The 21,313-nt window shown below is 71.3% G+C and carries 26 protein-coding genes; 2 read left to right on the top strand and 24 right to left on the bottom strand.

Going from position 1 to position 21,313, the window contains the following annotated elements; translation table 11 throughout:
- Positions 1-183: 183 nt before the first annotated feature.
- The 10 genes from OG738_RS24590 to OG738_RS24545 all read right to left on the bottom strand — a co-directional run bounded on the left by OG738_RS24590 (position 184) and on the right by OG738_RS24545 (position 9,853).
- Positions 184-1,458, bottom strand: coding sequence for a deoxyguanosinetriphosphate triphosphohydrolase (locus OG738_RS24590; protein WP_329044396.1), 1,275 nt, complete (start codon positions 1,456-1,458; stop codon positions 184-186).
- A gap of 119 nt (positions 1,459-1,577) precedes the next feature.
- Positions 1,578-2,231: a YdcF family protein gene (locus OG738_RS24585; protein WP_329044395.1), complete on the bottom strand. Its 654-nt coding sequence runs from the start codon at positions 2,229-2,231 to the stop codon at positions 1,578-1,580.
- A gap of 32 nt (positions 2,232-2,263) precedes the next feature.
- Positions 2,264-2,869, bottom strand: a complete 606-nt coding sequence (locus OG738_RS24580) for a response regulator transcription factor (RefSeq protein ID WP_329044394.1) — start codon at positions 2,867-2,869, stop codon at positions 2,264-2,266.
- The gene (locus tag OG738_RS24575) at positions 2,866-4,068 is read right to left on the bottom strand and encodes a sensor histidine kinase (protein ID WP_329044393.1); all 1,203 of its coding nucleotides are present in this window, start codon (positions 4,066-4,068) and stop codon (positions 2,866-2,868) included. The genes OG738_RS24580 and OG738_RS24575 overlap by 4 nt, the downstream gene beginning before the upstream one ends.
- A gap of 27 nt (positions 4,069-4,095) precedes the next feature.
- Positions 4,096-4,836 carry an ABC transporter permease gene (locus OG738_RS24570; RefSeq protein ID WP_329044391.1) on the bottom strand — a complete coding sequence of 247 codons (741 nt, stop codon included), beginning with the start codon at positions 4,834-4,836 and terminating at the stop codon, positions 4,096-4,098.
- Entirely contained in the window at positions 4,833-5,765 is a 933-nt protein-coding gene (locus OG738_RS24565; protein ID WP_329044389.1) for an ABC transporter ATP-binding protein, read from the bottom strand. The genes OG738_RS24570 and OG738_RS24565 overlap by 4 nt, the downstream gene beginning before the upstream one ends.
- 94 nt (positions 5,766-5,859) lie before the next feature.
- The gene (locus OG738_RS24560) at positions 5,860-7,248 is read right to left on the bottom strand and encodes a glycine--tRNA ligase (protein ID WP_329044387.1); all 1,389 of its coding nucleotides are present in this window, start codon (positions 7,246-7,248) and stop codon (positions 5,860-5,862) included.
- Positions 7,249-7,331: 83 nt separating this feature from the next.
- A complete protein-coding gene (locus OG738_RS24555; protein ID WP_329044385.1) occupies positions 7,332-7,982 on the bottom strand; it encodes a class F sortase in 651 nt (216 codons plus the stop codon).
- 143 nt (positions 7,983-8,125) lie between these two features.
- Positions 8,126-8,764 (bottom strand): class F sortase, encoded by a 639-nt coding sequence (locus OG738_RS24550; RefSeq protein ID WP_329044383.1) that lies wholly within the window; start codon positions 8,762-8,764, stop codon positions 8,126-8,128.
- Entirely contained in the window at positions 8,765-9,853 is a 1,089-nt protein-coding gene (locus OG738_RS24545) for an LPXTG cell wall anchor domain-containing protein (RefSeq protein WP_329044382.1), read from the bottom strand.
- Positions 9,854-10,116: 263 nt separating this feature from the next.
- Between OG738_RS24545 and OG738_RS24540 the strand changes: the two genes are divergently transcribed.
- Together OG738_RS24540 and OG738_RS24535 are read left to right on the top strand one after the other, a co-directional pair.
- Positions 10,117-10,482, top strand: a complete 366-nt coding sequence (locus OG738_RS24540; RefSeq protein WP_329044381.1) for an ArsR/SmtB family transcription factor — start codon at positions 10,117-10,119, stop codon at positions 10,480-10,482.
- Positions 10,482-10,895, top strand: coding sequence for a Fur family transcriptional regulator (locus tag OG738_RS24535; RefSeq protein WP_329044380.1), 414 nt, complete (start codon positions 10,482-10,484; stop codon positions 10,893-10,895). The genes OG738_RS24540 and OG738_RS24535 overlap by 1 nt, the downstream gene beginning before the upstream one ends.
- An 18-nt stretch (positions 10,896-10,913) precedes the next feature.
- Here OG738_RS24535 and OG738_RS24530 read toward each other — a convergent pair.
- The 14 genes from OG738_RS24530 to OG738_RS24465 form a co-directional block, all read right to left on the bottom strand.
- Positions 10,914-11,806, bottom strand: a protein-coding gene (locus tag OG738_RS24530) for an IS5 family transposase (protein WP_329044379.1) whose coding sequence is annotated in 2 segments (ribosomal slippage) — positions 10,914-11,398 and positions 11,398-11,806 — 894 coding nt in all. Because the reading frame shifts where the segments join, the coding sequence is not laid out codon by codon here.
- 133 nt (positions 11,807-11,939) lie between these two features.
- The gene (locus OG738_RS24525) at positions 11,940-12,668 is read right to left on the bottom strand and encodes a TIGR03943 family putative permease subunit (protein ID WP_329044378.1); all 729 of its coding nucleotides are present in this window, start codon (positions 12,666-12,668) and stop codon (positions 11,940-11,942) included.
- Positions 12,665-13,678, bottom strand: coding sequence for a permease (locus OG738_RS24520; RefSeq protein WP_329044377.1), 1,014 nt, complete (start codon positions 13,676-13,678; stop codon positions 12,665-12,667). The genes OG738_RS24525 and OG738_RS24520 overlap by 4 nt, the downstream gene beginning before the upstream one ends.
- 119 nt (positions 13,679-13,797) lie before the next feature.
- Positions 13,798-14,223: a YbjN domain-containing protein gene (locus OG738_RS24515; RefSeq protein ID WP_329044375.1), complete on the bottom strand. Its 426-nt coding sequence runs from the start codon at positions 14,221-14,223 to the stop codon at positions 13,798-13,800.
- Complete coding sequence (locus OG738_RS24510; protein WP_329044374.1) at positions 14,220-15,032, bottom strand: isoprenyl transferase; 813 nt, start codon at positions 15,030-15,032, stop codon at positions 14,220-14,222. The genes OG738_RS24515 and OG738_RS24510 overlap by 4 nt, the downstream gene beginning before the upstream one ends.
- 41 nt (positions 15,033-15,073) lie before the next feature.
- A complete protein-coding gene (gene recO, locus OG738_RS24505) occupies positions 15,074-15,835 on the bottom strand; it encodes a DNA repair protein RecO (RefSeq protein ID WP_329044373.1) in 762 nt (253 codons plus the stop codon).
- 49 nt (positions 15,836-15,884) lie between these two features.
- Entirely contained in the window at positions 15,885-16,355 is a 471-nt protein-coding gene (locus OG738_RS24500; protein WP_329044371.1) for a CD225/dispanin family protein, read from the bottom strand.
- Positions 16,356-16,423: 68 nt separating this feature from the next.
- On the bottom strand, positions 16,424-17,455 hold the full coding sequence (locus OG738_RS24495) for an RDD family protein (RefSeq protein WP_329044370.1): 1,032 nt from the start codon (positions 17,453-17,455) through the stop codon (positions 16,424-16,426).
- Between the two features lie 184 nt (positions 17,456-17,639).
- Positions 17,640-18,089 carry a DUF2752 domain-containing protein gene (locus tag OG738_RS24490; protein ID WP_329044368.1) on the bottom strand — a complete coding sequence of 150 codons (450 nt, stop codon included), beginning with the start codon at positions 18,087-18,089 and terminating at the stop codon, positions 17,640-17,642.
- Positions 18,086-18,400: a CD225/dispanin family protein gene (locus OG738_RS24485; protein ID WP_329044367.1), complete on the bottom strand. Its 315-nt coding sequence runs from the start codon at positions 18,398-18,400 to the stop codon at positions 18,086-18,088. Before OG738_RS24485 ends, OG738_RS24490 begins: the two co-directional genes overlap by 4 nt.
- Positions 18,401-18,428: 28 nt before the next feature.
- A complete protein-coding gene (locus OG738_RS24480) occupies positions 18,429-18,734 on the bottom strand; it encodes a CD225/dispanin family protein (protein ID WP_329044366.1) in 306 nt (101 codons plus the stop codon).
- Between the two features lies 1 nt (position 18,735).
- Positions 18,736-19,632 carry a GTPase Era gene (era, locus tag OG738_RS24475; protein WP_329044365.1) on the bottom strand — a complete coding sequence of 299 codons (897 nt, stop codon included), beginning with the start codon at positions 19,630-19,632 and terminating at the stop codon, positions 18,736-18,738.
- Positions 19,629-19,967, bottom strand: a complete 339-nt coding sequence (locus OG738_RS24470) for a cytidine deaminase (protein WP_329044364.1) — start codon at positions 19,965-19,967, stop codon at positions 19,629-19,631. The genes era and OG738_RS24470 overlap by 4 nt, the downstream gene beginning before the upstream one ends.
- Positions 19,960-21,306, bottom strand: a complete 1,347-nt coding sequence (locus tag OG738_RS24465) for a hemolysin family protein (RefSeq protein ID WP_329044362.1) — start codon at positions 21,304-21,306, stop codon at positions 19,960-19,962. The genes OG738_RS24470 and OG738_RS24465 overlap by 8 nt, the downstream gene beginning before the upstream one ends.
- Positions 21,307-21,313 lie beyond the last annotated feature (7 nt).

Here is a 21,313-nt window from a genome sequence, read left to right as displayed (position 1 = left end):
ACTCGCGTACCCATGCAGTCGCTTCGCGCATCCGAGGATCGGCTCACGTGATTGAGCGGGCATCACACGTGATCGGGCGGGCATCATGCGTGATTGAGCGGGCATCGGCGTGATGCCTCTCCACACACGCGCGATGCCCCTCTGGAGACGTGTGATGCCTTGCTGAGCGCCTGCTTGGTCCGGTCAGCGGTGGTGACGGGTCACGTGCCACGAGTACCACGTGTGGGCCTGCGCGTCCGTGAGGGAGGCGACCTGGTCGATCACCACCCTCAGCAAGCCGGCGTCGTCGGGGGCGGCGTTCCAGGCCGGGACGAACAGCGGGTCCAGGAACTCCGGGGCGCGGCGGGCCAGCGCGTGGACCAGCTCCACCAGCAGCTCGCGCTGTCCCTCCTGCATCGCCAGCCGACGGCGGTCGCTCATCACGTACCGCAGGGCCAGCGCCTTCAGCAGCGCCACCTCCGCCGCGACCTGCTCCGGGACGCACAGCCGCGCCCGATAACGCCCCAGCGGCCCCTCGCCGAACTCCGCGCGGGTGCCCGTGACCGCCGCTGTCGTGAAGCGGCCGACCAGCTCGCTCGTCAACCGCTTCAGCGCCACCTGGGCTCCCGGCGAGCCGTCCGGCTCCGCCGACGTCAGGGCCGCCACCACGGGCAGCGCCAGCAGCTCCGCCGCCGCATCCTCCAAAGTGGACACCGACTGCGCCGAGAAGTGCTTGGCCGCCGCCTCGGCGACCGCCGCTCGCTCGTCCGGGTGGGCGAGCACGCGCAGCTTGATCCGGCCGGCCAGCACGCCGTCCTCGACGTCGTGCACCGAGTACGCGACGTCGTCCGCCCAGTCCATGATCTGGGCTTCCAGGCAGGTCCGCTCCACCGGCGCCCCGGAACGGAACCAGGAGAACACCGGGACGTCGTCGCCGTACACGCCGTACTTCGCCTGCCCCGGCTTGCGCGGCCACGGGTACTTCGTGGTCGCGTCCAGGCACGCGCGGGTCAGGTTGAGCCCCACCGGGTCACCCTCGGCGGACAGCAGCTTCGGCTCCAGCCGGGTGAGGATGCGCAACGTCTGCGCGTTGCCCTCGAAGCCCCCGCACGCCGCGGCCACCTCGTCGAGCGCGCGCTCGCCGTTGTGCCCGAACGGGGGGTGCCCGATGTCGTGCGCCAGCCCCGCGGTGTCGGCGAGATCCGGGTCGGCGCCCAGTTCCTCGGCGATGCCCCGGCCGATCTGCGCGACCTCCAGCGAGTGCGTCAGCCGGGTGCGCGGGACGCCGGTGACCTCGGCGCCCTCCCCCGGCCCGACCACCTGCGTCTTGCCGGCGAGCCGCCGCAACGCCGCCGAGTGCAGCACACGAGCCCGGTCGCGCGAGAACGCGCTGCGCCCGTCCGCGCGCGTGCCGGGCAGCGCCGCGCCCTTCGCCGGTTCCGGCAGCAGGCGGGCGGTGTCGTGCTCCGTGTAGTCCACCCGACCAGCCTAAACGCGGCCACCGACAAAATGCCGCGGAACCTTGGTCAGCCGGCACGAGAGGCCGCAGCAAGCGGCGAGCTGCGGTCCGTGGCGCCGTCCTGACCAGAAGAAGGTTCTCAGCCCAGGAAGGTGGCGAAGAGGTCGTCCGCCGGGGTCTTGGTCAGCCGGTAGTAGAGCAGCGCGCCGGTCTCGCGGACGATGTAGCGCACCTGCGTGACGCGTTCCTGCACGATCGGACCGCTGTGCGTCGGGGCGGTCCAGGCGTCGAGGCCCAGGTCGTCGGCCATGGTCCGGGCCCGGAAGGAGTGCCACGGGTCGCTGACCAGCACCGCCGTGTGCCAGCCGCGTCCCTCGACCTCGTCCGCGACCGCACGCAGGCTGCGCAGCGTGTCGCTGCCCTCCCCGACCGCCAGCGTCGCGGCCGACGGCACGCCGTGCCGGGTCAGCCAGAGCTGGCCGGCGCGGGCCTCGGTGAAGTTGTCCTCGGCCTTCTTGCCGCCCGCGGTGACGATCGTCTTCGCGACGCCCGAGTCGTAGAGCTGCTTCGCCTTCACCAGCCGCGCCGCGTAGATGTCCGACGGCTTGCCGTTGTACTGCGCCGCGCCCAGCACCACGATGACGTCGGCGGGCGTCCGGTCGTTCTCGCGCGCGACCTGCCAGACGCGGAACGCCGTGCCGCCGACGAGCGCGACCAGCATGAGGACCGTGCCGAAGGCGATCCGGCGCGCCCAGCTCGCGCGCGTCGGCTTCGTGCGTTCAACGGTACCCACCCGCCCCATCTTGTCAGAAGGCCGCGGGCCGCTCAGAGCCAGCCGCGTTCCTCCGAGACCCGGACCGCTTCGGCGCGCGTGCGGGCGCCCGTCTTGCCGATCGCGGCGGACAGGTGGTTGCGCACGGTGCCCTCGGACAGGTGCAGCGCGCGGGCCACGTCGGCGACCGTGCTGCCGTCCTTGGCTTCCCGCAACACGTCCCGCTCGCGCCCGGTGAGCGGGCTGGCGCCGGTGGCCAGCGACTCGGCGGCCAGCGCCGGGTCCACCACCCGGAGTCCACTGTGGACTCTCCGGACGGCCTCGACGAGCTGCTCGGGCGGGGCGTCCTTGACGACGAACCCGGCCGCGCCCGCCGCCATCGCGCGCGCCAGGTAGCCGGGCCGGCCGAACGTCGTGCAGATGATCACCCGGCACGACGGCAGCGCGGCCCGCAGGTCGGCCGCCGCCTCCAGGCCGTCCTTGCCCGGCATCTGGACGTCCAGCAGGGCGACGTCCGGCTTGACCTCACGAGCGGCGGCCACCACCTCGTCGCCGGAGCCGACCTGCCCGACCACCTCGATGTCCGCTTCGAGGCCGAGCACGGTGGCCAGCGCCCCGCGCACCATGGCCTGGTCGTCGGCCAGCAACACCCGGATCAAGCGAGTCCTCCCGCGGGTTCGGCGCGCACGGCCGGGGTGGCCGCGCGCGGTTCCGGCAGCGGGATCTCCGCCCGCACCAGCAATCCTCCCCCGGGCCGGGGCGACGCGCGCAGGGTGCCCCCGACCGCGTCGAGCCGCTCGGAGAGCCCGCGCAGGCCGTTGCCCGGCTTGACCTCGGTGGCCGTGCCGTCGTCCTCGATCTCCAGCCAGTTGCCACCCAGCTTGACCCTCACCTGCTGGGCCCCGGAGTGCCGCAGCACGTTCGTCACGGCTTCGCGCAGGACATACCCGAACGTGTTCTGGAACTCCGGCAGGACGTTGTCGACGGCGTGCGGCAGGTCGGCGTCGATCTCCGCCGCCCGCAGCGCCGCACGGGCCCCCACGAGCTCCGCCGACAGCGACACTTCGCGGTATTCCGACACGGTGGCGCGGACGTCGGACAGCGCGCTGCGGGTGAGGCTCTCGACCTCGCGGATCTCCTCGACCGCGCGCGGGATGTCGCCGGCGCTCTCCAGCACCCGCCGGGCCAGCCCCGCCTTCACGGTGATCGTGGTGAGGCTGTGCCCGAGCAGGTCGTGCAGGTCGCGGGCGACGCGCTGGCGTTCGTTCGTCACGGCGAGGGTGGCGATCTCCTTGTTGGCCAGCTCGAGCCGCCGGACCGTGCGGATCAGGTTCGCCATGAAGAACATCGCCAGCGTCACCGAGCCGACGGTGATCAGGTCGCCGTAGCCGTCCTGGAACTTGCCCTCCGCGACCAGCAGCAGCGCCCCGGCCGCCAGCGTCGCGAGGTCGACGATCACCGACCACGCGGCCGGGGACAGGAAGACCATCACCGCCGTGCCGTAGAGCAGGATGAACGGGCTCGCCGAAGCCGCCGCGACCACGCCGAGCCCCAGCAGGTTCATCCCGATGCCGAAGCCCAGCTTCACCCGCAGCGTCCGGCGGAAGACGAACGGGAACAGCAGGTAGCACAGCGCGTAGGCGTACACCAGCACGCCGGTGAGCACGACCCCGGCGTCGACCTCGGGCCGGGCGGCCAGCGACTTCGTGGCCGGGATCAGGAACGGCAGCAGGAAGAACACGCCCATGATCGGCCAGCGCACCCGGTCGGGGCCGTTGTTCTCCGGATCGGGCAGCGGGTCGGCCCACCACGCTTCCTTGTCGTTCAGCCCGAACGCGTGCCTCTCGGACTTCGCCATCGCCGTTCCTCGCCCCTTCTCCGGCCCTCAAACGCGGGCGCTGTCCTTACGGTAACGCCTGATCACCAGCGCCCCCAGCACCGCGGTCCAGGCCGCGAGCACCCCGGCGGCCTGCGGCAGCGAGACCACCATGTCGCTGGTCACGGCCGGTCGCGCGACCTGCAGCACCCAGTACGTCGGCATGATCTGCGCGAGGTCGTGCATCCAGGACGGCATGCCCTCCAGCGGGATCCACAGACCGCCGAGGAAGCCCATGCCGAGGGTGACCAGCATGCTGATCGGCTGCATCGAATCCGGCGTGCCGAACTGGCCGATCAGCAGGCCGAGCAGCACCAGCGGGAGCGTGCCGAGCCAGACGCCGGCGAGGACGCGGACCCAGCCGGCGGCGTCGAGGTGCACGCCCTCGACGGTCACGGCCAGCACCGGCACCAGGATCAGCGCGGGCAGGCCGACGAGCATCCCGGACAGCGCCTTGCCGCCGAGGTAGCCGAACCCGGTCAGCGGCGTCAGCCGCAGCTGCCGCTGCCAGCCGAGCGCACGCTCCAGGGCGAGCCGGCCGCCGCTGGTGTTGGCCGCGGCGAACGTCCCGAAGGTCATCATGTTGATCATGATCACGGCCGCGATCTGCGTGTGGTTCGGATCGCTCGCCTTGGTGAAGACGTTGGCCTGCAACAGGAACATCAGCACCGGGAACGCGATGACGAAGACCAGGAACCGCGGCGCCCGGAAGTTGCGGCGGATCTCGGTGAGCAGGTAGGTGGCGTTCATAGCACGGACTCCGGGGTCTCGTCGGCGGTCAGGGACAGGAAGGCGCCTTCGAGGCCGACGGCGCTGATCTCGATGTCGTGCACGGCCGGGAGCGCCGTCTTGAGCGCCCAGAGCGTCGCGTCGGAGTCGCCGCTGGAGATCGCCACGCGGTCGCCGCGCAGCTCGAACTCCTTGACGCCGGGCAGCGCGGCGATGACGGCTTCGGTGGCGCCCGGGACGGCGGCCCGCAGCGTGCGGCCACCGGCCAGCGCGCGGACCTCGGCGACGCTCCCGTCGGCGACGACGCGGCCGCGGCGCATCAGCACCACCCGGTCGGCGAACTCCTCGGCTTCTTCGAGGTAGTGCGTCGCGAACAGGACCGTGCGGCCGGACTCGGTGAACGAGTACATCGACTGCCAGAACTCGCGCCGGGTCCCGACGTCCATCGCGGCGGTCGGCTCGTCGAGGATCAGCAGGTCGGGGTTGCTGACCAGGGCGACGGCGAAGCGCACGCGCTGCTTCTGCCCACCCGACAGCTTGTTCGCGCGGCGGCCGGCCAGCTCCTCGACGCCGGCGGCGCGCAGGGCCTCGGCCACCGGCATCGGCTTGCGGTGCAGCGCCGCGACCATGCCGACGGTCTCCCCGACGGTCAGGTCGTCCATCAGGGCGCCGCCCTGCAGCATCGCGCCGATCAGGCCGGCGCGGACGGCGTCGAGCGGCGTGCGTCCGAACACGCGCACGTTGCCCGCGTCCGGCGTGGTCAGGCCGAGGATCATGTCGACGGTCGTGGACTTGCCGGCGCCGTTGGGGCCGAGCAGGGCGACCACTTCGCCCGGGGCGATCGTCAGGTCGACGCCGTCGACCGCGTGCACGTCGCCGTAGTGCTTGCGCAGGCCGGTGAGGTGGACCGCGGCCCCCGCCGCCACCGCCTGGGAATCTTTTTCTCGCATGCCCCCAGGCTGCCGCCCGGGAGGCCCGGGTCCCCAGACCGTGCGTCACGACCTCACCGTGACAGGTGTCAGGGGTACTCGGGCCCCGGGTGGTTCAGCAGCCGATCAGGCGCCCGGCCAGGTACGACTCGATCTTGTCGATCGCGACGCGTTCCTGCGCCATGGTGTCCCGGTCGCGGACCGTGACGGCGTCGTCCTCGAGGCTGTCGAAGTCGACCGTCACGCAGTACGGCGTGCCGATCTCCTCCTGGCGGCGGTAGCGCTTGCCGATCGACCCGGCGTCGTCGAAGTCGATGTTCCAGTGCTTGCGCAGCAGGTCGGCGACGGCCTTCGCCTTCGGGGTCAGGTCGGCGTTGCGCGACAGCGGCAGCACCGCGGCCTTGAACGGCGCGAGCCGCGGGTCGAGCTTCAGCACCACGCGCTTCTCGGTGCCGCCCTTGGCGGTCGGCACCTCGTCCTCGTGGTAGGCGTCGATCAGGAACGCCATCATCGACCGGCCGACACCGGCCGCCGGCTCGATCACGAACGGCCGGAACCGCTGCTTCGAGGTCGGGTCGAAGTACGACAGGTCGACGCCCGAGTGGTTCGAGTGCGTCGTCAGGTCGAAGTCGGTGCGGTTGGCGATGCCTTCGAGCTCACCCCACTCCTGCCCGGCGTTGAACGCGAACCGGTACTCGATGTCGACGGTGCGCTTCGCGTAGTGCGAGAGCTTTTCCTTCGGGTGCTCGAAGTGGCGCAGGTTGTCGGCCTTGATGCCGAGGTCGGTGTACCACTTCGTGCGCTCGTCGATCCAGTACTGGTGCCAGCTCTCGTCCTCGCCCGGCTCGACGAAGAACTCCATCTCCATCTGCTCGAACTCGCGCGTCCGGAAGATGAAGTTGCCCGGCGTGATCTCGTTGCGGAACGACTTGCCGATCTGGCCGATGCCGAACGGCGGCTTCTTGCGGGCCGTCGTCTGCACGTTGAGGTAGTTGACGAAGATGCCCTGCGCGGTCTCCGGGCGGAGGTAGTGCAGGCCCTCTTCGGTTTCCACCGGGCCGAGGTAGGTCTTCAGCATCATGTTGAAGTCGCGCGGCTCGGTGTACTTGCCGCGGGTGCCGCAGTTCGGGCACGGCACGTCGGACAGGTCGTCCTCCGACGTCTCCTTGCCGGTGCGGCCCGCGTACTCCTCGGCGAGCTGGTCGGCGCGGAACCGCTTGTGGCACGAGAGGCACTCGATCAGCGGGTCGGTGAAGACGTTGACGTGCCCGGAAGCCACCCACACCTGACGCGGCAGGATGACCGAGGAGTCCAGGCCGACGACGTCGTCGCGGCCCTGGACCACGGTCTTCCACCACTGGCGCTTGATGTTGTCCTTGAGCTCGACCCCGAGCGGCCCGTAGTCCCACGCCGAGCGGGTACCGCCGTAGATCTCTCCGCTGGCGAAGACGAAACCACGGCGCTTGCACAGGCTGACTACGGTATCGATGGTGTTCGTGGGCACTCCACGCTCCGGAAGCATGCGGGGACGGTTATCGGACTAGAACGTCCAGGGTATCCGCCGGGGCCGAGTCCTTTTCGCGCAGGCTACGGCCGTGACACGAGCGACGCCGTCACGACGCGGTTGTCCTCGTAGCCTTCGCTGCCGCCGACGTACTCGCCGCCGCAGGTGACCAGGAGCAGCTTGTGCGGGCCGTCCGGGTCGAAGAGCTGGTCCGAGCGCCCGGCCAGGTCGGTCTTGTGGATGGTCTCGGTCGCGTCGACCCGGTAGACCCAGGCGCCGCCGGCGGCGTCGGTCAGCTTGATCTCCTGCCCCTGCTTGACCTGCCAGAGCTCGTTGAACGGGCCCTTCTTGCCCTTCCAGTTCACGTGCCCGGACAGCAGCGCGACGCCGTGGTCGGCCCCCAGCTCGGCACCCCACCAGGCGGCTTCGTCGAGCCCTTCGGGGATCTTGAGGGCGCCCGCGGCGTCGAGGTCCTCCTGGACGAGCTTCGCGGTACCGCCCCCGGGAAGGGACAGCTGCGCCGGTGTCCGGCCGGTGTCCGGCTTGGCGGGCTGGTCCTGCTTCACGGCGGTGGTGGACGTGGTGGCGGTGCCGTTCGCACCGGCGGGTTCATCCTTTCCGGTGAAGATGAGCAGGCCGGCGACCAGCGCCGCGACCACGAACGCGCCGGCGACGCCGACGATCCACCAGCGGCCCGAGCCCGTCTGCCGCTCCGCCGGGTTCTGCTCCTGCATGCGCCTGTGCTCCTTCGCTGTCGTGCCGTTGCGGAGGTTCACATGCGGTGGCGGGCGGCGGAGGTTGCACCGGATTCGATCAGCCGGAGGGACGCGGCGCGGACGGCGGTGGTGGGGTCCACTCGGCCGACTCCCGCAGGCGGTCAGCCCGTCGGGCGGGTCACCAGCTTGGCCGTGACCAGGCGGTTCTCGTCGTAGCCTTCGGTGCCGCCGATGTAGTCGCCGCCGCAGGTGACCAGGACCAGGCGGTGGGGGCCGTCCTGGGCGAACCACTTCGCGGCCTGGTCCGGCAGCGTCTCCTTCGGGAGCGTCACCACGTCGTCGACCCGGTAGACCCAGCGGCCGCCGCGGGCGTCGACCACGCTCACCTCGTCGCCGTCGCGCATGCGCCACAGCTCGTCGAACGGGCCGCGCCGCCCCTCCCAGTTCACGTGCCCGGACAGCAGCGCCGCCCCCTGGGCCGCGCCCAGCTTGGCGCCCCACCAGGCGGCGTCGCCCAGGCCGCGCGGGATCGGGAGCACGCCGCGGTCGGTGAGCTCCGTGCGGACCAGGCGGGCGGTCGCGCCGTCCGGGAGCCGGACCGTGCCCGGGCGCTGCTGCGCGCCGGACTCGCTGTCCGCGGGCAGCACGGCCGGGGCCGCGTTCTCCCCCGGCAGCGAGCCGGGCGGTGGCGCGGCGAGCGACGTCGGCTCGGGCGGCAGCCAGGTCAGCACGATGACGCCGGCCGCGAAGGCGGCCACGGCCAGCGCCGCCGAGACGGCGGCCAGCCCGGTGCGCAGCACCTAGTCCGTCCCGGACTTGCGCCGCTTGCCGAGCAGCAGCGCGACGGCCCCGAAGAACACCCCGCCGAAGAGCAGGCCGATGCCGAGCGGGACGCGGGAGCCGTCACCGCCGGTGTCCGGCGCGGCCGCGCCGAGGTAGCCGGCCGGGACCTGCGTCGGCACGGCGGCCTGCGTCGCGCTCGTGCCGCCGCCGGTGCTGCCCGCGGCCTTCGCGACGAAGCCCTTCGGCACCGAGCAGCTGACGCCGCCGAGCACGACGCTCGTCTGGACGTCCTGCAGCGCGGTACCCGCCGCGTCCTTGACGTGGGTGGTGATCTCGACGCGCCAGCCGGCGACGGCGGTGAAGTCGCCACCGCGCCAGCCGTCCTGGCGGATCAGCTGGTCGAACGTGCCGACGCGGGTCAGCCGGAGGTCGGAGACCGTGGTGTCCTTGCTCGCGTTCGTGATGTCGCCGGGCGGGCCGAGCCGCAGGTTCTTCAGCTCGAGGCCCGCGGTGCCGCCGGGCATCGGGACGATGCCGAGCCCGCCGGCCTGGCGCACCCACAGCCGGCTCACCGACGAGGTGCCGGTGAGCTTCGCCGGCCCGGTGCAGTCCACCGCCGTCTTCGCGCCTTCGAGCACGAGCACGGTGTTGTCGACCGGCTTCGCGCCGCCCTGCCAGTTGTCGCGCAGCGCGTAGTTGGTCTCGGCGACGGCGGTGGGCACGGTGGTCGCCTGCAGCGCAGCCACGACGTTGTGGTCCCGGCTCGCGATGCCGGCCGGATAGGGGTCCTGTGAGGAGCTGTAGCGGCCGAGGTCGATCTGGTAGTGCCCGCCGAAGGTGGCGCGCTCGCCGTCGTCCTTGGGGACCGTGACGCGGTCCGTGCCGAGCTTCGACTGGCCGGGCAGCAGCGGGGAGCGCTGGGTCTCGGTGATCAGGGCGCCGCCGTGCTGGCCTTCGCCGCCGATCCGGACGGACGCGATGTTCGCGAACGAAACCGGCCCGGTCTTCTCGTCGACGGCCTGGCTCTGCGCCCCGGCCACCCCGGCGCCGACCAGCGGGAAGAGGACGGCCGCCAGTGCGGCTGCTTTCGTCACGAAACGGGCCATGTCTCCCCACTGCTCTGCTCGGGCGGGCCGCCAGCGTACGAGAAGCGACGAAACGCTCCGCGACCACCTTGCCCCGTCGGCCACGACTTGCGAAGCCGAAGAGGCAATTCCCCACGAACTCACCCGAATGGAGCAGTACGACCGGCCGTAATCCGCAGAGCGCGGTCGCGGAGTGGGTGCTACGCGCGGGAACACTAGGATGGGTGGTGCCGTTATCGGCAATGACTACGGAATTCATGTCGCGGCGACGAGGGTGAGGCGGAATGGCGACGGTCACCGGGAGTGGCGCCCAGCCGGGCCTCGCGGACTGCGCTCCGGCGGCGGCCGCGGCACCGGCACACCCGCCCGCGGCGGTCCTGACCGACGCGGGCGACCTGCTGCGGGCGCTGGCGGCGCCGGTCCGGATCGCGATCGTGCTGCAGCTGCGCGCCGCCGACCGGTGCGTCCACGAGCTGGTGGACGCCCTCGACGTCGCGCAGCCGCTGATCAGCCAGCACCTGCGGGTGCTGAAGACCGCCGGCGTGGTCGAGGGCGAGCGGCGCGGGCGCGAGGTCGTCTACCGGCTCGCCGACGACCACCTGGCGCACATCGTCGTCGACGCCGTCGCCCACGTGCAGGAAGGAAAGTGATGAACGCCGTCGCACCGCACAGCCAGGCCCCGGTGCCGGGGCGCCGATCGACCCGCCAGCGGGCCGCGGTCGTCGAGCTGCTGAACACCGTCGACGACTTCCGTTCGGCCCAGGAACTGCACGACGAGCTGCGCAAACGCGGCGACGGCATCGGCCTGACGACGGTGTACCGCACGCTGCAGTCCCTGTCGGAGGCCGGCGAGATCGACGTGCTGCGCACGGACTCGGGCGAGGCGATCTACCGCCGCTGCTCGGCGCACCACCACCATCACCTCGTCTGCCGCCTGTGCGGCCGCACGGTGGAGGTCGAGGGCCCGGCGGTCGAGCGCTGGGCCGAGAAGATCGCCGCCGAGCACGGCTTTTCGGAGATCTCGCACACGGTCGAGATCACCGGGACCTGCGCCGAGCACTAGGGCCTGTATCGAAGTCGGTCATAGCCATTCGTTGATCGCTGCGATCTGGACGGTGGCTTCGTAGCGAACGGCAAGCTTGTCGTAGCGGGTAGCCACCCCACGGTGGCGTTTAAGCCGGTTGATACCGCACTCCACCGCATGACGCTGCTTGTAGATTTCGGGGTCGAAGGCCGGTGGCCGACCGCCCTTCGACCCCTTGGCCTTACGATGCGCGTCCTGGTCGGTCTTGCTCGGGATGGTCGCCTTGATCCCACGACCGCGCAGGTGCGCCCGGTTGGCCTTCGAGGTGTAAGCCTTGTCCGCCAGGACCCGATCCGGACGGGTCCGCGGCCGGCCACCGCCCGGTCGGGGCACCCGGATCCCGGCCAGGACCGGAACGAACTGCGGGCTGTCGCCACGCTGCCCGGCGGTCAGCACGATCGACAACGGCTTCTGTCCCTGCTCACACCCCAGATGCACCTTCGTGGTCCACCCACCACGGGACCGGCCCAACGCGTGATCATCCGGTTCGGTGGTGATCCCGCCCGGCGGTTCGGCCTGCAGGTCCCCCTTTTCCGCGCACCCGCAGCATGCTGATGCGCCCGCGCGATCGTGGAATCCACGCTCACGTCCCAGGTGATCCGCCCCTCGACTTCGGCCAGAGCCTGCAACGCGGTCAGAATCCGCTGCCAGACACCAGCCCGTTGCCAGCGCCGGAACAACCCATAAACAGCCGCCCAGGATCCATATCCGACCGGCATGTCCCGCCATGGTGCGCCGGTGCGGACCCGCCACCGGATCCCGTCGATCAGCTGCCGTCTGCTCCACAACGACGGCCGACCCGGCCGTGACGGCGCGGGCAGCAACGGCTTCAGCGTTGCCCACTGCTCGTCGGTCAGGTCGAACCGCCCCGTCCCCGCTAGGGTGTCCACGAGGTCTCCGGTGGTGTTCAGGTTCTTCTTGGTCGACGAACCACCTACCGGAGACCTCACCTATTTCGGCCATCGACACGCCCGACAGCGCCAACTCCAGCTCAACCAGCTCGAGATGACTTCGATACAGGCCCTAGTACTCGTACGGATCTTTCGGGGCCGGGACCGGCGCGATCGAGGCCAGGGTGAAGTCGGGCGTGCAGCCGGTGTCCTTCGTGGCCGTGCCCGGGACGACCTGACCGGTCACCTGGATCCAGGCGTCGCTCGCGAGCTGGTCGGCCTCATCGCCGCGGAGGTGGACGGTCACCGGGAACGCGTCCGCCGCGCAGCAGCTGATCACCAGGCGCGCCAGCAGCGTCCGGCCGCCGGTGTGCACGACGAAACCGGTCAGCGAAACCGTGCGGTGGTCGAGGGTGCCCGCCGCGTCCCAGCCCGCGCGGCTGACGAACTCGTTGACCGTCAGTGGCACCACGTTCCCGGTCGGCAGCGGCGGGAAGGACGCGGCGTTGGCGGCGGCCGCGCTCGCCGGGACCCGCGCTTCGGTCCGGATCACCGAGTCCGCGCCCAGGGCCGGTGGTGCGACGAGGAAGACGGCCAGCACCGGGACGAGCAGCAGCCAAGCGGGCCGCGCCGAATGCGCGTGACCGTCGTGATCGTGGTCCGGCTCGGCGGCTTTCGCCCGCGCGGCGAGGAGATCACGCACGATGGCGACGGCCCCGAGCACCACCATGACGCCGCCGCCGGTGATGATCCACGGCTGCTGCGCCGGCTTCACGTAGCGCAGATAGTCGCCGTTCACCGCGATCTTGATCAGGGCGCCGCCGAGCAACAGCAACAGGATGTTCTGCGTCTCGCGCTTCACGCCAACCCCACCACCAGACCGGTCACCACGGCGCACGCCGTCGCCACCACCAACGTCACCGGGGCGAACCGCACCGCGAACGACCGGCCGAACGTGCCTGCCTGGAGCGCGAACAGCTTGACGTCGACCGCCGGGCCGACGACCAGGAACACCAGCTTCGGCAACAACGGCAACGCCGTCAGCGACGCCGCCACGAACGCGTCCGCCTCACTGCACAGCGCCAGCACGACCGCGAGCACCGCCATCACGAGCACGCCCAAGACGAGCTGGTCGCCCAGCACGCCGAACCACTTCGCCGGCACCAGCACGTTCAACGCCGACGAAATCAGCGCGCCCAGCACCAGGAAGCCGCCCGCCTCGACCAGGTCCGTGCGGGCCGTCTCGGCGAACACCCGCCACCGCTGCCCGTCCGCCACGTCCGGCAATCGGCGCAACGCGCGTTCGGTGATCCACTCCAGCTTGCCCCAGCGGGCCCACAACCAGCCCATCACCATCGCCGTCGCCAACGAACCAGCGAACCGCGCCAACACCAACTCCGGCTTGCCCGGAAACGCCACCGCCGTCGCCACCAGCACCACCGGATTCACCGCCGGCGCCGCCAACAGGAACGTCAACGCCGCCGCCGGCGCCACACCTTGCCCCATCAGCCGGCGCGCCACCGGTACCGAAGCGCACTCACACCCCGGCAGCGCGACCCCGGCCAGACCCGCGACACCGACCGCTGCGCCCGCACGACGGGGCAGCACCCTCTCCAGCACCCGAGCGGGCACGAACGCGGCGATGGCCCCGCTGATCAGCACCCCCAGTACCAGGAACGGCAACGCCTGCACACACACGGCCACGAACACCGTCGAGCCGGTACGCAACGCGGGCACGTCGAACAGCTGCTGCAACCGACCCTGGCCGAGGATCGCGACCAGCAGGATCGCGCACAGCACCTCGACCGAGCTGATCCGGAACCGGCGAGACCGCCGCCGCGGTTCAGTCGCGGTTGCGGGAAGGGTGTCCATGGCGCAGATGATGCCAGCCCGGTCCGACAGCGAGAGCAGCGCACAGCCGCGAACGGTCGAAAAGTGCCGCTTTCCGGCCGAAATTCGCCGTTCGCGGCAAGTACAACACCCCGAGTGGGTTACTCGTCAGGCACGATTCCCGGCAAATCCGTCCGCAGCTGCGACGCCGTCGACACCACCAGCATCAGCAACGTCCCGAGCGCGGCGGCGTCCAGCCCGGCCGCCGGGAACGCGTACCGCAGCGTCACGTCCACGCCGTTGTCGGAATGCCCGACGCCGAGGGTCCCGAACAACCCCTGCCCCGCCCGCTCGGCGACGGCGATCGGCAGCTCCGGCCCGTCCACGAGGTCCCAGCCGACCACGCAGGTCAGCGTCAGCACGGTGAGGCCCTCGCCGAGCCGGGTCGCCTGGATCACGCACGGGACGTCGCCGTGGGCGAACGTCAGCGCGCCGTCGTCGTCGACGTGCACCTCGAGGTAGCGCTCGAGGGAGTCCTTCGCCTGCGTAAGCAGTTCCGCGGTCTCCGCCGCTTCGGTCGCGCTCATGAGGAAGCCTGGTCGACAGCGCCTCCGAAGCGGCGATCCCGCTTCGCGAACTCGAGGCACGCGCGCCACAGGTGCGTCCGGTCGAAGTCCGGGAACAGCGTGTCCTGGTAGACCATCTCCGCGTAGGCCGACTGCCACAGCAGGAAGTTCGACGTCCGCTGCTCGCCCGAGGGCCGCAGGAACAGGTCCACGTCCGGCATGTCCGGCTGGTACAGGTACTTGCCGATGGTCTTCTCGGTGACCTTCGCGGGGTCCAGCCGACCGTCCGCGACGTCGCGCGCGATCCGCTGCATCGCGTCGCCCAGCTCGGCGCGGCCGCCGTAGTTGACGCACATCGTCATGTTCAGCGCCGTGTTGTGCTTGGTCTTCTCCTCGGCCGCCTGCAGCTCCTTGATCACCGACGCCCACAGCTTCGGCCGCCGCCCGGCCCAGCGGATGCGGACGCCGATCGAGCCGAGGTAGTCGACCTGGCGGCGGATCGTGTCGCGGTTGAAGCCCATCAGGAACCGCACCTCTTCGGGGCTGCGCTTCCAGTTCTCCGTCGAGAACGCGTACACCGAAAGCCACTTGACGCCGAGCTCGACGGCCCCGCTCGCGACGTCGATCATGACCGCTTCGCCGCGCTTGTGGCCTTCGATCCGCGGCAGGCCGCGCTGGTTGGCCCAGCGGCCGTTGCCGTCCATGACCAGCGCGACGTGCTTCGGCACCAGCTCGCGCGGGATCTCCGGCGGCTTCGCGCCGGACGGGTGCGGATCCGGGGCCCGCAGCTCGTATCGCGACGCCTTGCTCTCGCGTCCCCTGCGCAGCACTGCGAGCCTCCCTGGATGGGTGAAACCGATCAGGCCCGACCCTACTGCCCGGGCACCACACTCTCCCGGGCACGTCGCTCGACCAGGGGGAGGGACCGGAGCTGACGCTCCAGATGCCACTGGAGGTGGGCCGCGACCAGGCCGCTCGCGTCGCGGCGGGTGCCGGGCAGGGTCGACTCGGCCATCGTCCATTCGCCGTGCAGCAGGGCGGTGAGCAGGTCCAGGACCTCGGGCGCCGGGTGCACCGAGCCCGGGACGCGGCAGTCCTGGCACATCGAGCCGCCGGCGGGGACGCTGAACGCGACGTGCGGGCCCGGCAGGCCGCAGCGGGCGCACTCGGTGAGCGCGGGCGCCCAGCCGGCGTAGGACATCGCGCGGAGGAAGAACGCGTCGAGCACGAGGGACGCGTCCCGCTCCCCGGCGGCGAGGGACCGCAGCGCGCCGCAGACGAGGAGGTAGAGCTTGAGCACCGGTTCGCCCTCTTCGGCCGAGAGCCGGTCCGCGGTTTCGGCGATCGCGCTGGCCGCGGTGTAGCGCTGGTAGTCGGCGACCAGCGGCAGCTGGAACGCGTCGACGGTCTCGACCTGGGTGATCACGTCGAGCGTGCGGCCGGTGTAGAACTGCACGTCGACGTGGCCGAACGGCTCCAGCCGGGCCCCGAACCGCGAAGACGTCCGCCGCACGCCCTTCGCGACGGCGCGGACCTTGCCGTGCCGGCGCGTGAGCAGGGTGACGATCCGGTCGGCCTCACCCAGCTTGTGCGTGCGCAACACCACCCCGGTGTCGCGGTAGAGGTTCACCACCCCGACATCGTCCCACTGTCGGGCGATGCCGGGGTGGACCGACCCGGTTTCAGCAGGAGTAACTGGTGCAGTACGTGGGGATGGACGCGGCCGCGGCGATCGAGATGATGATCATGATGATCGCGAAGATCCAGCCGAGCGCCCCGATGATGGTGGCGATCAGGCAGAGCGTGCGCGTGGTGTTGGAGGCCTGCTCCGCCATCGCGTAATTGCCCTGCATCTTGTACGTCTGGACCTCGTTGGACTTCATGATCGCGAAGATCGCGAGGATCCACATGAGGAAGATGCAGCCGATGGCCCAGCCCTTGTAGTCCTTGATGGCGTTGATGTCGCCGCCACCGGGCATGCCGTAGCCGGGGGCGCCGAAGCCGCCGGTCGGGGGCTGGCCGTACGGCGCGGGCTGGCCGTAGGCGGGCATGCCGCCCGACGGCGGGCCGTAGCCGGGCTGCGGCTGCTGCGGGAAACCGCCGGACTGCGGCTGGCCGTAAGGCGGCTGCTGCTGGCCGTAGGGATTGGTCATGAGCGTGTACCCCAACTACTCGTGAACGTCCGCCGGGTCACCCGGCGGTGTGCGGGAAAAAGCGTGCCTCAGTGGTGCGGCGGCTGGTCGTTCGGCGGCTGGCCGAACTGGCCGGGCTGGAGCTTCTGGGTTTCCCCGGCGTCGCCCTGGCCGTGGCCCTGGCCTTCGGGACGCAGCATCTGCGTCCGTTCGGCCTGTTCGTCGAACGCGGACCCGCCTGCGGCGGAGTCCGGGCGGAGCATCTGGGTGCGCTCGACTTCGTCGAAGGCGGAACCACCCGGCGGCGGGGCGAGCGGCCGGCCCGGCTGCTGCCCGAAGCCACCCGGCTGCGGGGGCTGCCCGAAGCCGCCGGACGCCGGCTGCTGCGGGAACCCGCCGGAGGACGGCTGCTGCGGGAAGCCGCCCGGCGCGGGCTGGCCGAAGCCGCCGGACTGGGGCTGCTGCGGGAATCCCCCGGACTGCGGCTGCCCGGGCGGCGGGTAGCCGCCGGCGAACGGCTGCGCGCCGGGCGGGCCGAACGGGACCTGGCCGGGCGCGGCGTCGGCCGGCACCACCACGGAGTTGACGATCTTGTCCGCGAAGGTCTGGCTCTTGTCGTCCCACAGCGGCCACAGGTAGCCGACGTAGCACGGCAGGCCGTCGACGATGTGGCAGATGTCGCGCAGGAACGCGGTTCCGGCGCCGACCGGCTGCCCGGTCTGCTCGGAGATCAGCTTGATCCCGAGGACGCGCTTGCCCAGCGACTGCCCGGTGTTCCCCTGCTGGATCCACCGGTTGTAGACGGCCCAGCCGATGCCGCCGAGGCCGCCGAGCGCGTACAGGAGAAGGCCGATGCCGCGCGCGCCGGCGATGGTCAGGATGAACGCGAGGAGGTAGACGACGATGATCGGCGCCTGGTCGATGATCAGCGCGCCGGCCCGCTGGCCCCAGTTCGCATAGTTCTGCGGTGCGCCGAAGGGCGTTCCCGGCTGGCCGAACGGCGCCGGCTGCCCGTAGGGCTGCCCGTACGGCGGCGGCGCCTGACCGGGCTGCGGTTGTCCGAACGGTTGCTGGCCGCCGGGCTGCTGCCCGAAGGACTGCTGACCGTAGGGATCGGTCATGTGGTTCTCCCCCTCGCTGGACACTCCACCGCACGCTCCGTGCGGAACCGCGCCGAATGTACGGCATTGGTCCGCGGGAGCGTACTCGGTTCACCTGCGGCGGCACCGCCAGGCATCCACTGTCCGGGTGAACCGGACGAGCTTCCGACGCGGTGCGTGGCGAACCGGTTCCCGTCTGTCGAAATCAGACTTTCAAGCCGGTGAACGGGGCGAACGGAAGGTTGCGAATGACGAACCAGACGACGAACACGACGCCGAACGTCAGCGGGGTCCAGCGCCAGTGCAGCCAGCTGCCGACGAACCGGCCGCGCAGCCGCCCGACCGTCCAGGCGATCGTGCTCCACACGAACAGGAGGACGACGACGAGCGACACGGCGTTGTAGTGCAGGGCCGCGGGCAGGTCGCCGTGCATCAGGCTGTACGCCATCCGCATGCCGCCGCAGCCCGGGCAGTCGATGCCGAACAGCAGCTTGGTCGGGCAGACCGGCAGCCAGCCGCCGGGGGTGGTGGGGTCGCCGATCAGGACGGCCGCGCAGCACACGCCCAGCCCGCCCACGACGGCCATCGGGGCGCCGAGCGCGCGCAGCGTGGCCTTGGCGCCGCGGGCCGGGTGTCCCGGGTAGCCGGTCGTCATGGCACCAGCGACCGGAACGAGACGCCGACGAGGGCGAGCATGACCAGGATGAACGCCAGGTAGAGCGCGATCAGGACGCCCGCGGAGATCGCCGACCACATGGCCCACTTGCGGGCTTCGTCGGCAGCGCGGTGCGCTTCGGCGTGAAAGCCCTGGAACCACAGGGTGTTGACCTGGCTCGCCTTCACGATGGAGACGATACCCAACGGCAGGCAGCACAGCACGGTCGTCAGGATCCCCCAGACCAGGTTGCTGTCCGGCGGCGGTCCGTAGTTCGGCTGCCATCCGTAGTGGGGGTACTGCTGGGTCACCGCGATTCGCCTCCTGCTGCCGACGTCGTCAGTGGGACGCGGCGTCGTCGGTGAGCGTTCCGAAGAGCAGGACGACCGTCACGATCGCCGCGACCCAGAGGACGGCGCCGGCGACCGCGGCGACGATCGCCCACCGCCGGGCGTCGCCGGACGCCGCGCGGGCGGCGTCCGGATCGCCCTGGGCCCAGAGCTTTTCCACCTTGGCGGCCTGGTAGATCGAGAGGGCGCCGAAGGGGAGGCAGCACAGGACGGCGCTGACGATCCCCCAGACCAGGTAGGTCGCGGGCGGGGGCCCGGGGTTGTAGTCGGCGGGCGGCCGCGGCTTTTCGGTCACCTCAGAACCCGAGCCGGCGCAGCTGACGGGGGTCGCGCTGCCACTCCTTGGCCACCTTGACGTGCAGGTCGAGGTAGACCTTGGAGCCGAGCAGCGCCTCGATGTTCTTGCGGGCGGTGGCGCCGACCTCGCGCAGCCGCTCGCCCTTGTGCCCGAGGATGATGCCCTTCTGGCTGGGCCGCTCCACGTACAGGAACGCGTGCACGTCGATGAGGTCGTCACGGCCTTCGCGCGGCAGCATCTCCTCGACGGTGACGGCGATCGAGTGCGGCAGCTCGTCGCGGACGCCTTCCAGCGCCGCCTCGCGGATCAGCTCGCCGACCAGCGTCTGCTCGGGTTCGTCGGTCAGCTCGCCGCCGGGGTAGAGCTGCGGGCCTTCGGGGAGCTTGCCGACGAGCAGGTCCGCGAGCGCGCCGACCTGGAAACCGTCCACCGCGGACACCGGGATCAGCTCGGCGAACTCCATGACGTCCTGCAGCGCAAGGAGCTGTTCGGCGACCTGCTGTGGCTGGACGAGGTCGGTCTTCGTGACGATGCCGATCACCGGAGTGCGCTTGGCGATCTTCTGCAGCTCGCCGGCGATGAACTTGTCGCCGGGCCCGATCTTTTCGTTGGCCGGCACGCAGAAGCCGACGACGTCCACTTCGGACCACGTCGTGTGCACGATGTCGTTGAGCCGCTCGCCGAGCAGGGTGCGGGGGCGGTGCAGGCCGGGGGTGTCGATGAGGACGAGCTGCGCGTCCTCGCGGGAGACGATCCCGCGGATCGCGTGCCGCGTGGTCTGCGGCTTGCTTGAGGTGATCGCGACCTTGGTGCCGACGAGGGCGTTGGTCAGCGTCGACTTGCCCGCGTTGGGACGCCCGACGAAGCAGGCGAAGCCGGACCGGTGTTCCGTCATCGCTCCAGCACCTCGAGAACCGTGCCGTCCGGGGCGGCGAGGATGATCGGCGCGTACTTCGCGAGGTCGCGCACGGCGTGCACGGACGCGCCCTTGAGCAGTCCTTCTTCGCTGACGACGGCGGCGGCTTCGATGCCTTCGGCGCCGCTGGACAGGGCCGCGGCGACCGCGGCCTGCAGCGCGGTGAGCTTGAACGACGGCTGGTCGACGGTGCCGGCGGCGTAGGTGCGGCCGTCGGTGTCGCGGACCGCGGCGCCTTCGGGGGCCTGGATGCGGGCGCGCGAGGACCGCGCGAGGGTGACCAGCTTCTGGTCGTCCGCCTCGAGGTCAGGCATGTTCGACGCTCCTGTCGCGTTCGTCGGGGTGGGGCAGGCGCGTGCGGCGCCGGGTGGTGCGGTCGGCCGGGTCGGTCACCGCGTCGGCGTCGGCCGGGTGCACGACCACCGACGTGATCCGCATGCGGCCACGCCGGTCCTTGCCCCCTTCGGCGAACAGCCGAAGGCCGGCGACCTCGGCTTCGGCCCCCGGTAGCGGGACCCTACCCAGTCGTTCCGCGAGCAGCCCGCCCACGGTCTCCACGTCGTGGTCTTCGAGGTCGATGCCGAACAGCTCGCCCAGGTCGTCGACGCTCATCCGGGACGAGACGCGGACGGCACCGTCGCTGAGCTCCTCGACCTCGGGGCGCTCGTCGGCGTCGGACTCGTCGGTGATCTCGCCGACGATCTCCTCGAGGACGTCCTCGATGGTGAGCAGGCCCGCGGTGCCGCCGTACTCGTCGACGGCGATCGCCATGTGGTGGTGCGAGCGCTGCATCTCCTTGAGGAGCTCGTCGAGCCGTTTCGAGTCGGGGACGAAGGAGGCTTCGTTCATCAGCGTGTCGACGACCGTGCTCGACCCGTCCGGGTCCATGTACGCCGACATCAGATCCTTGATGTTGACGACGCCGACGATGTCGTCGACGGACTCGTCGATCACCGGCAGCCGGGTGAAGCCGGTGCGCAGCGCCAGGGCGAGGGCCTGGCGGACGGTCTTGGTGCGCTCGATCCAGACGATCTCGGTGCGCGGCACCATGACCTCGCGGGCGACGGTGTCGCCGAGCTCGAACACCGAGTGGATCATCTCGCGCTCGGAGTCCTCGACGACGCCGCGTTCCTGGGCGAGGTCGACGGCCTCGCGCAGCTCGACCTCGGAGGTGAACGGGCCTTCGCGGAAGCCCTGACCGGGGGTGATGGCGTTGCCGATGAGGATGAGCAGCCGCGACAGCGGGCCGAGGACCGAGCCGAGGACGCGGACGGGCCCGGCGACGTAGCGGCCGATGCGGTAGGGGTGCTGGCGGCCGAGGGTGCGGGGGCCGACGCCGATGAGGACGTAGCTGACCACGACCATGACGACGGCGGTGACCAGCACGGCCAGGCCCAGGGGCGCCAGGCGGGTGCCGACGAACACCGTGACGAGCACGGTGGCCGTGAGCTCGCAGCCGAGGCGGAGCAGGAGCAGCAGGTTGATGTGGCGGCGGCGTTCGGCGACGACCGCGGCGAGGTGCCGGGCCCCGGGCAGCCCGAGCCGGGCGAGGCCGTCGGCCCGGGCCTGCGACACGGTGCTGATGGCGGCGTCGGCCGCCGCGAACACGCCCGCGAGGAGCACGAGCGCGATCGCGAAGAGGAGCTGGACCATGCCTGAC

The organism is Amycolatopsis sp. NBC_01488 (assembly GCF_036227105.1).
Lineage (GTDB): Bacteria > Actinomycetota > Actinomycetes > Mycobacteriales > Pseudonocardiaceae > Amycolatopsis.
Note: the sequence above shows the minus strand (reverse complement) of the source record. Positions and strands in the feature narration are given on the sequence as shown.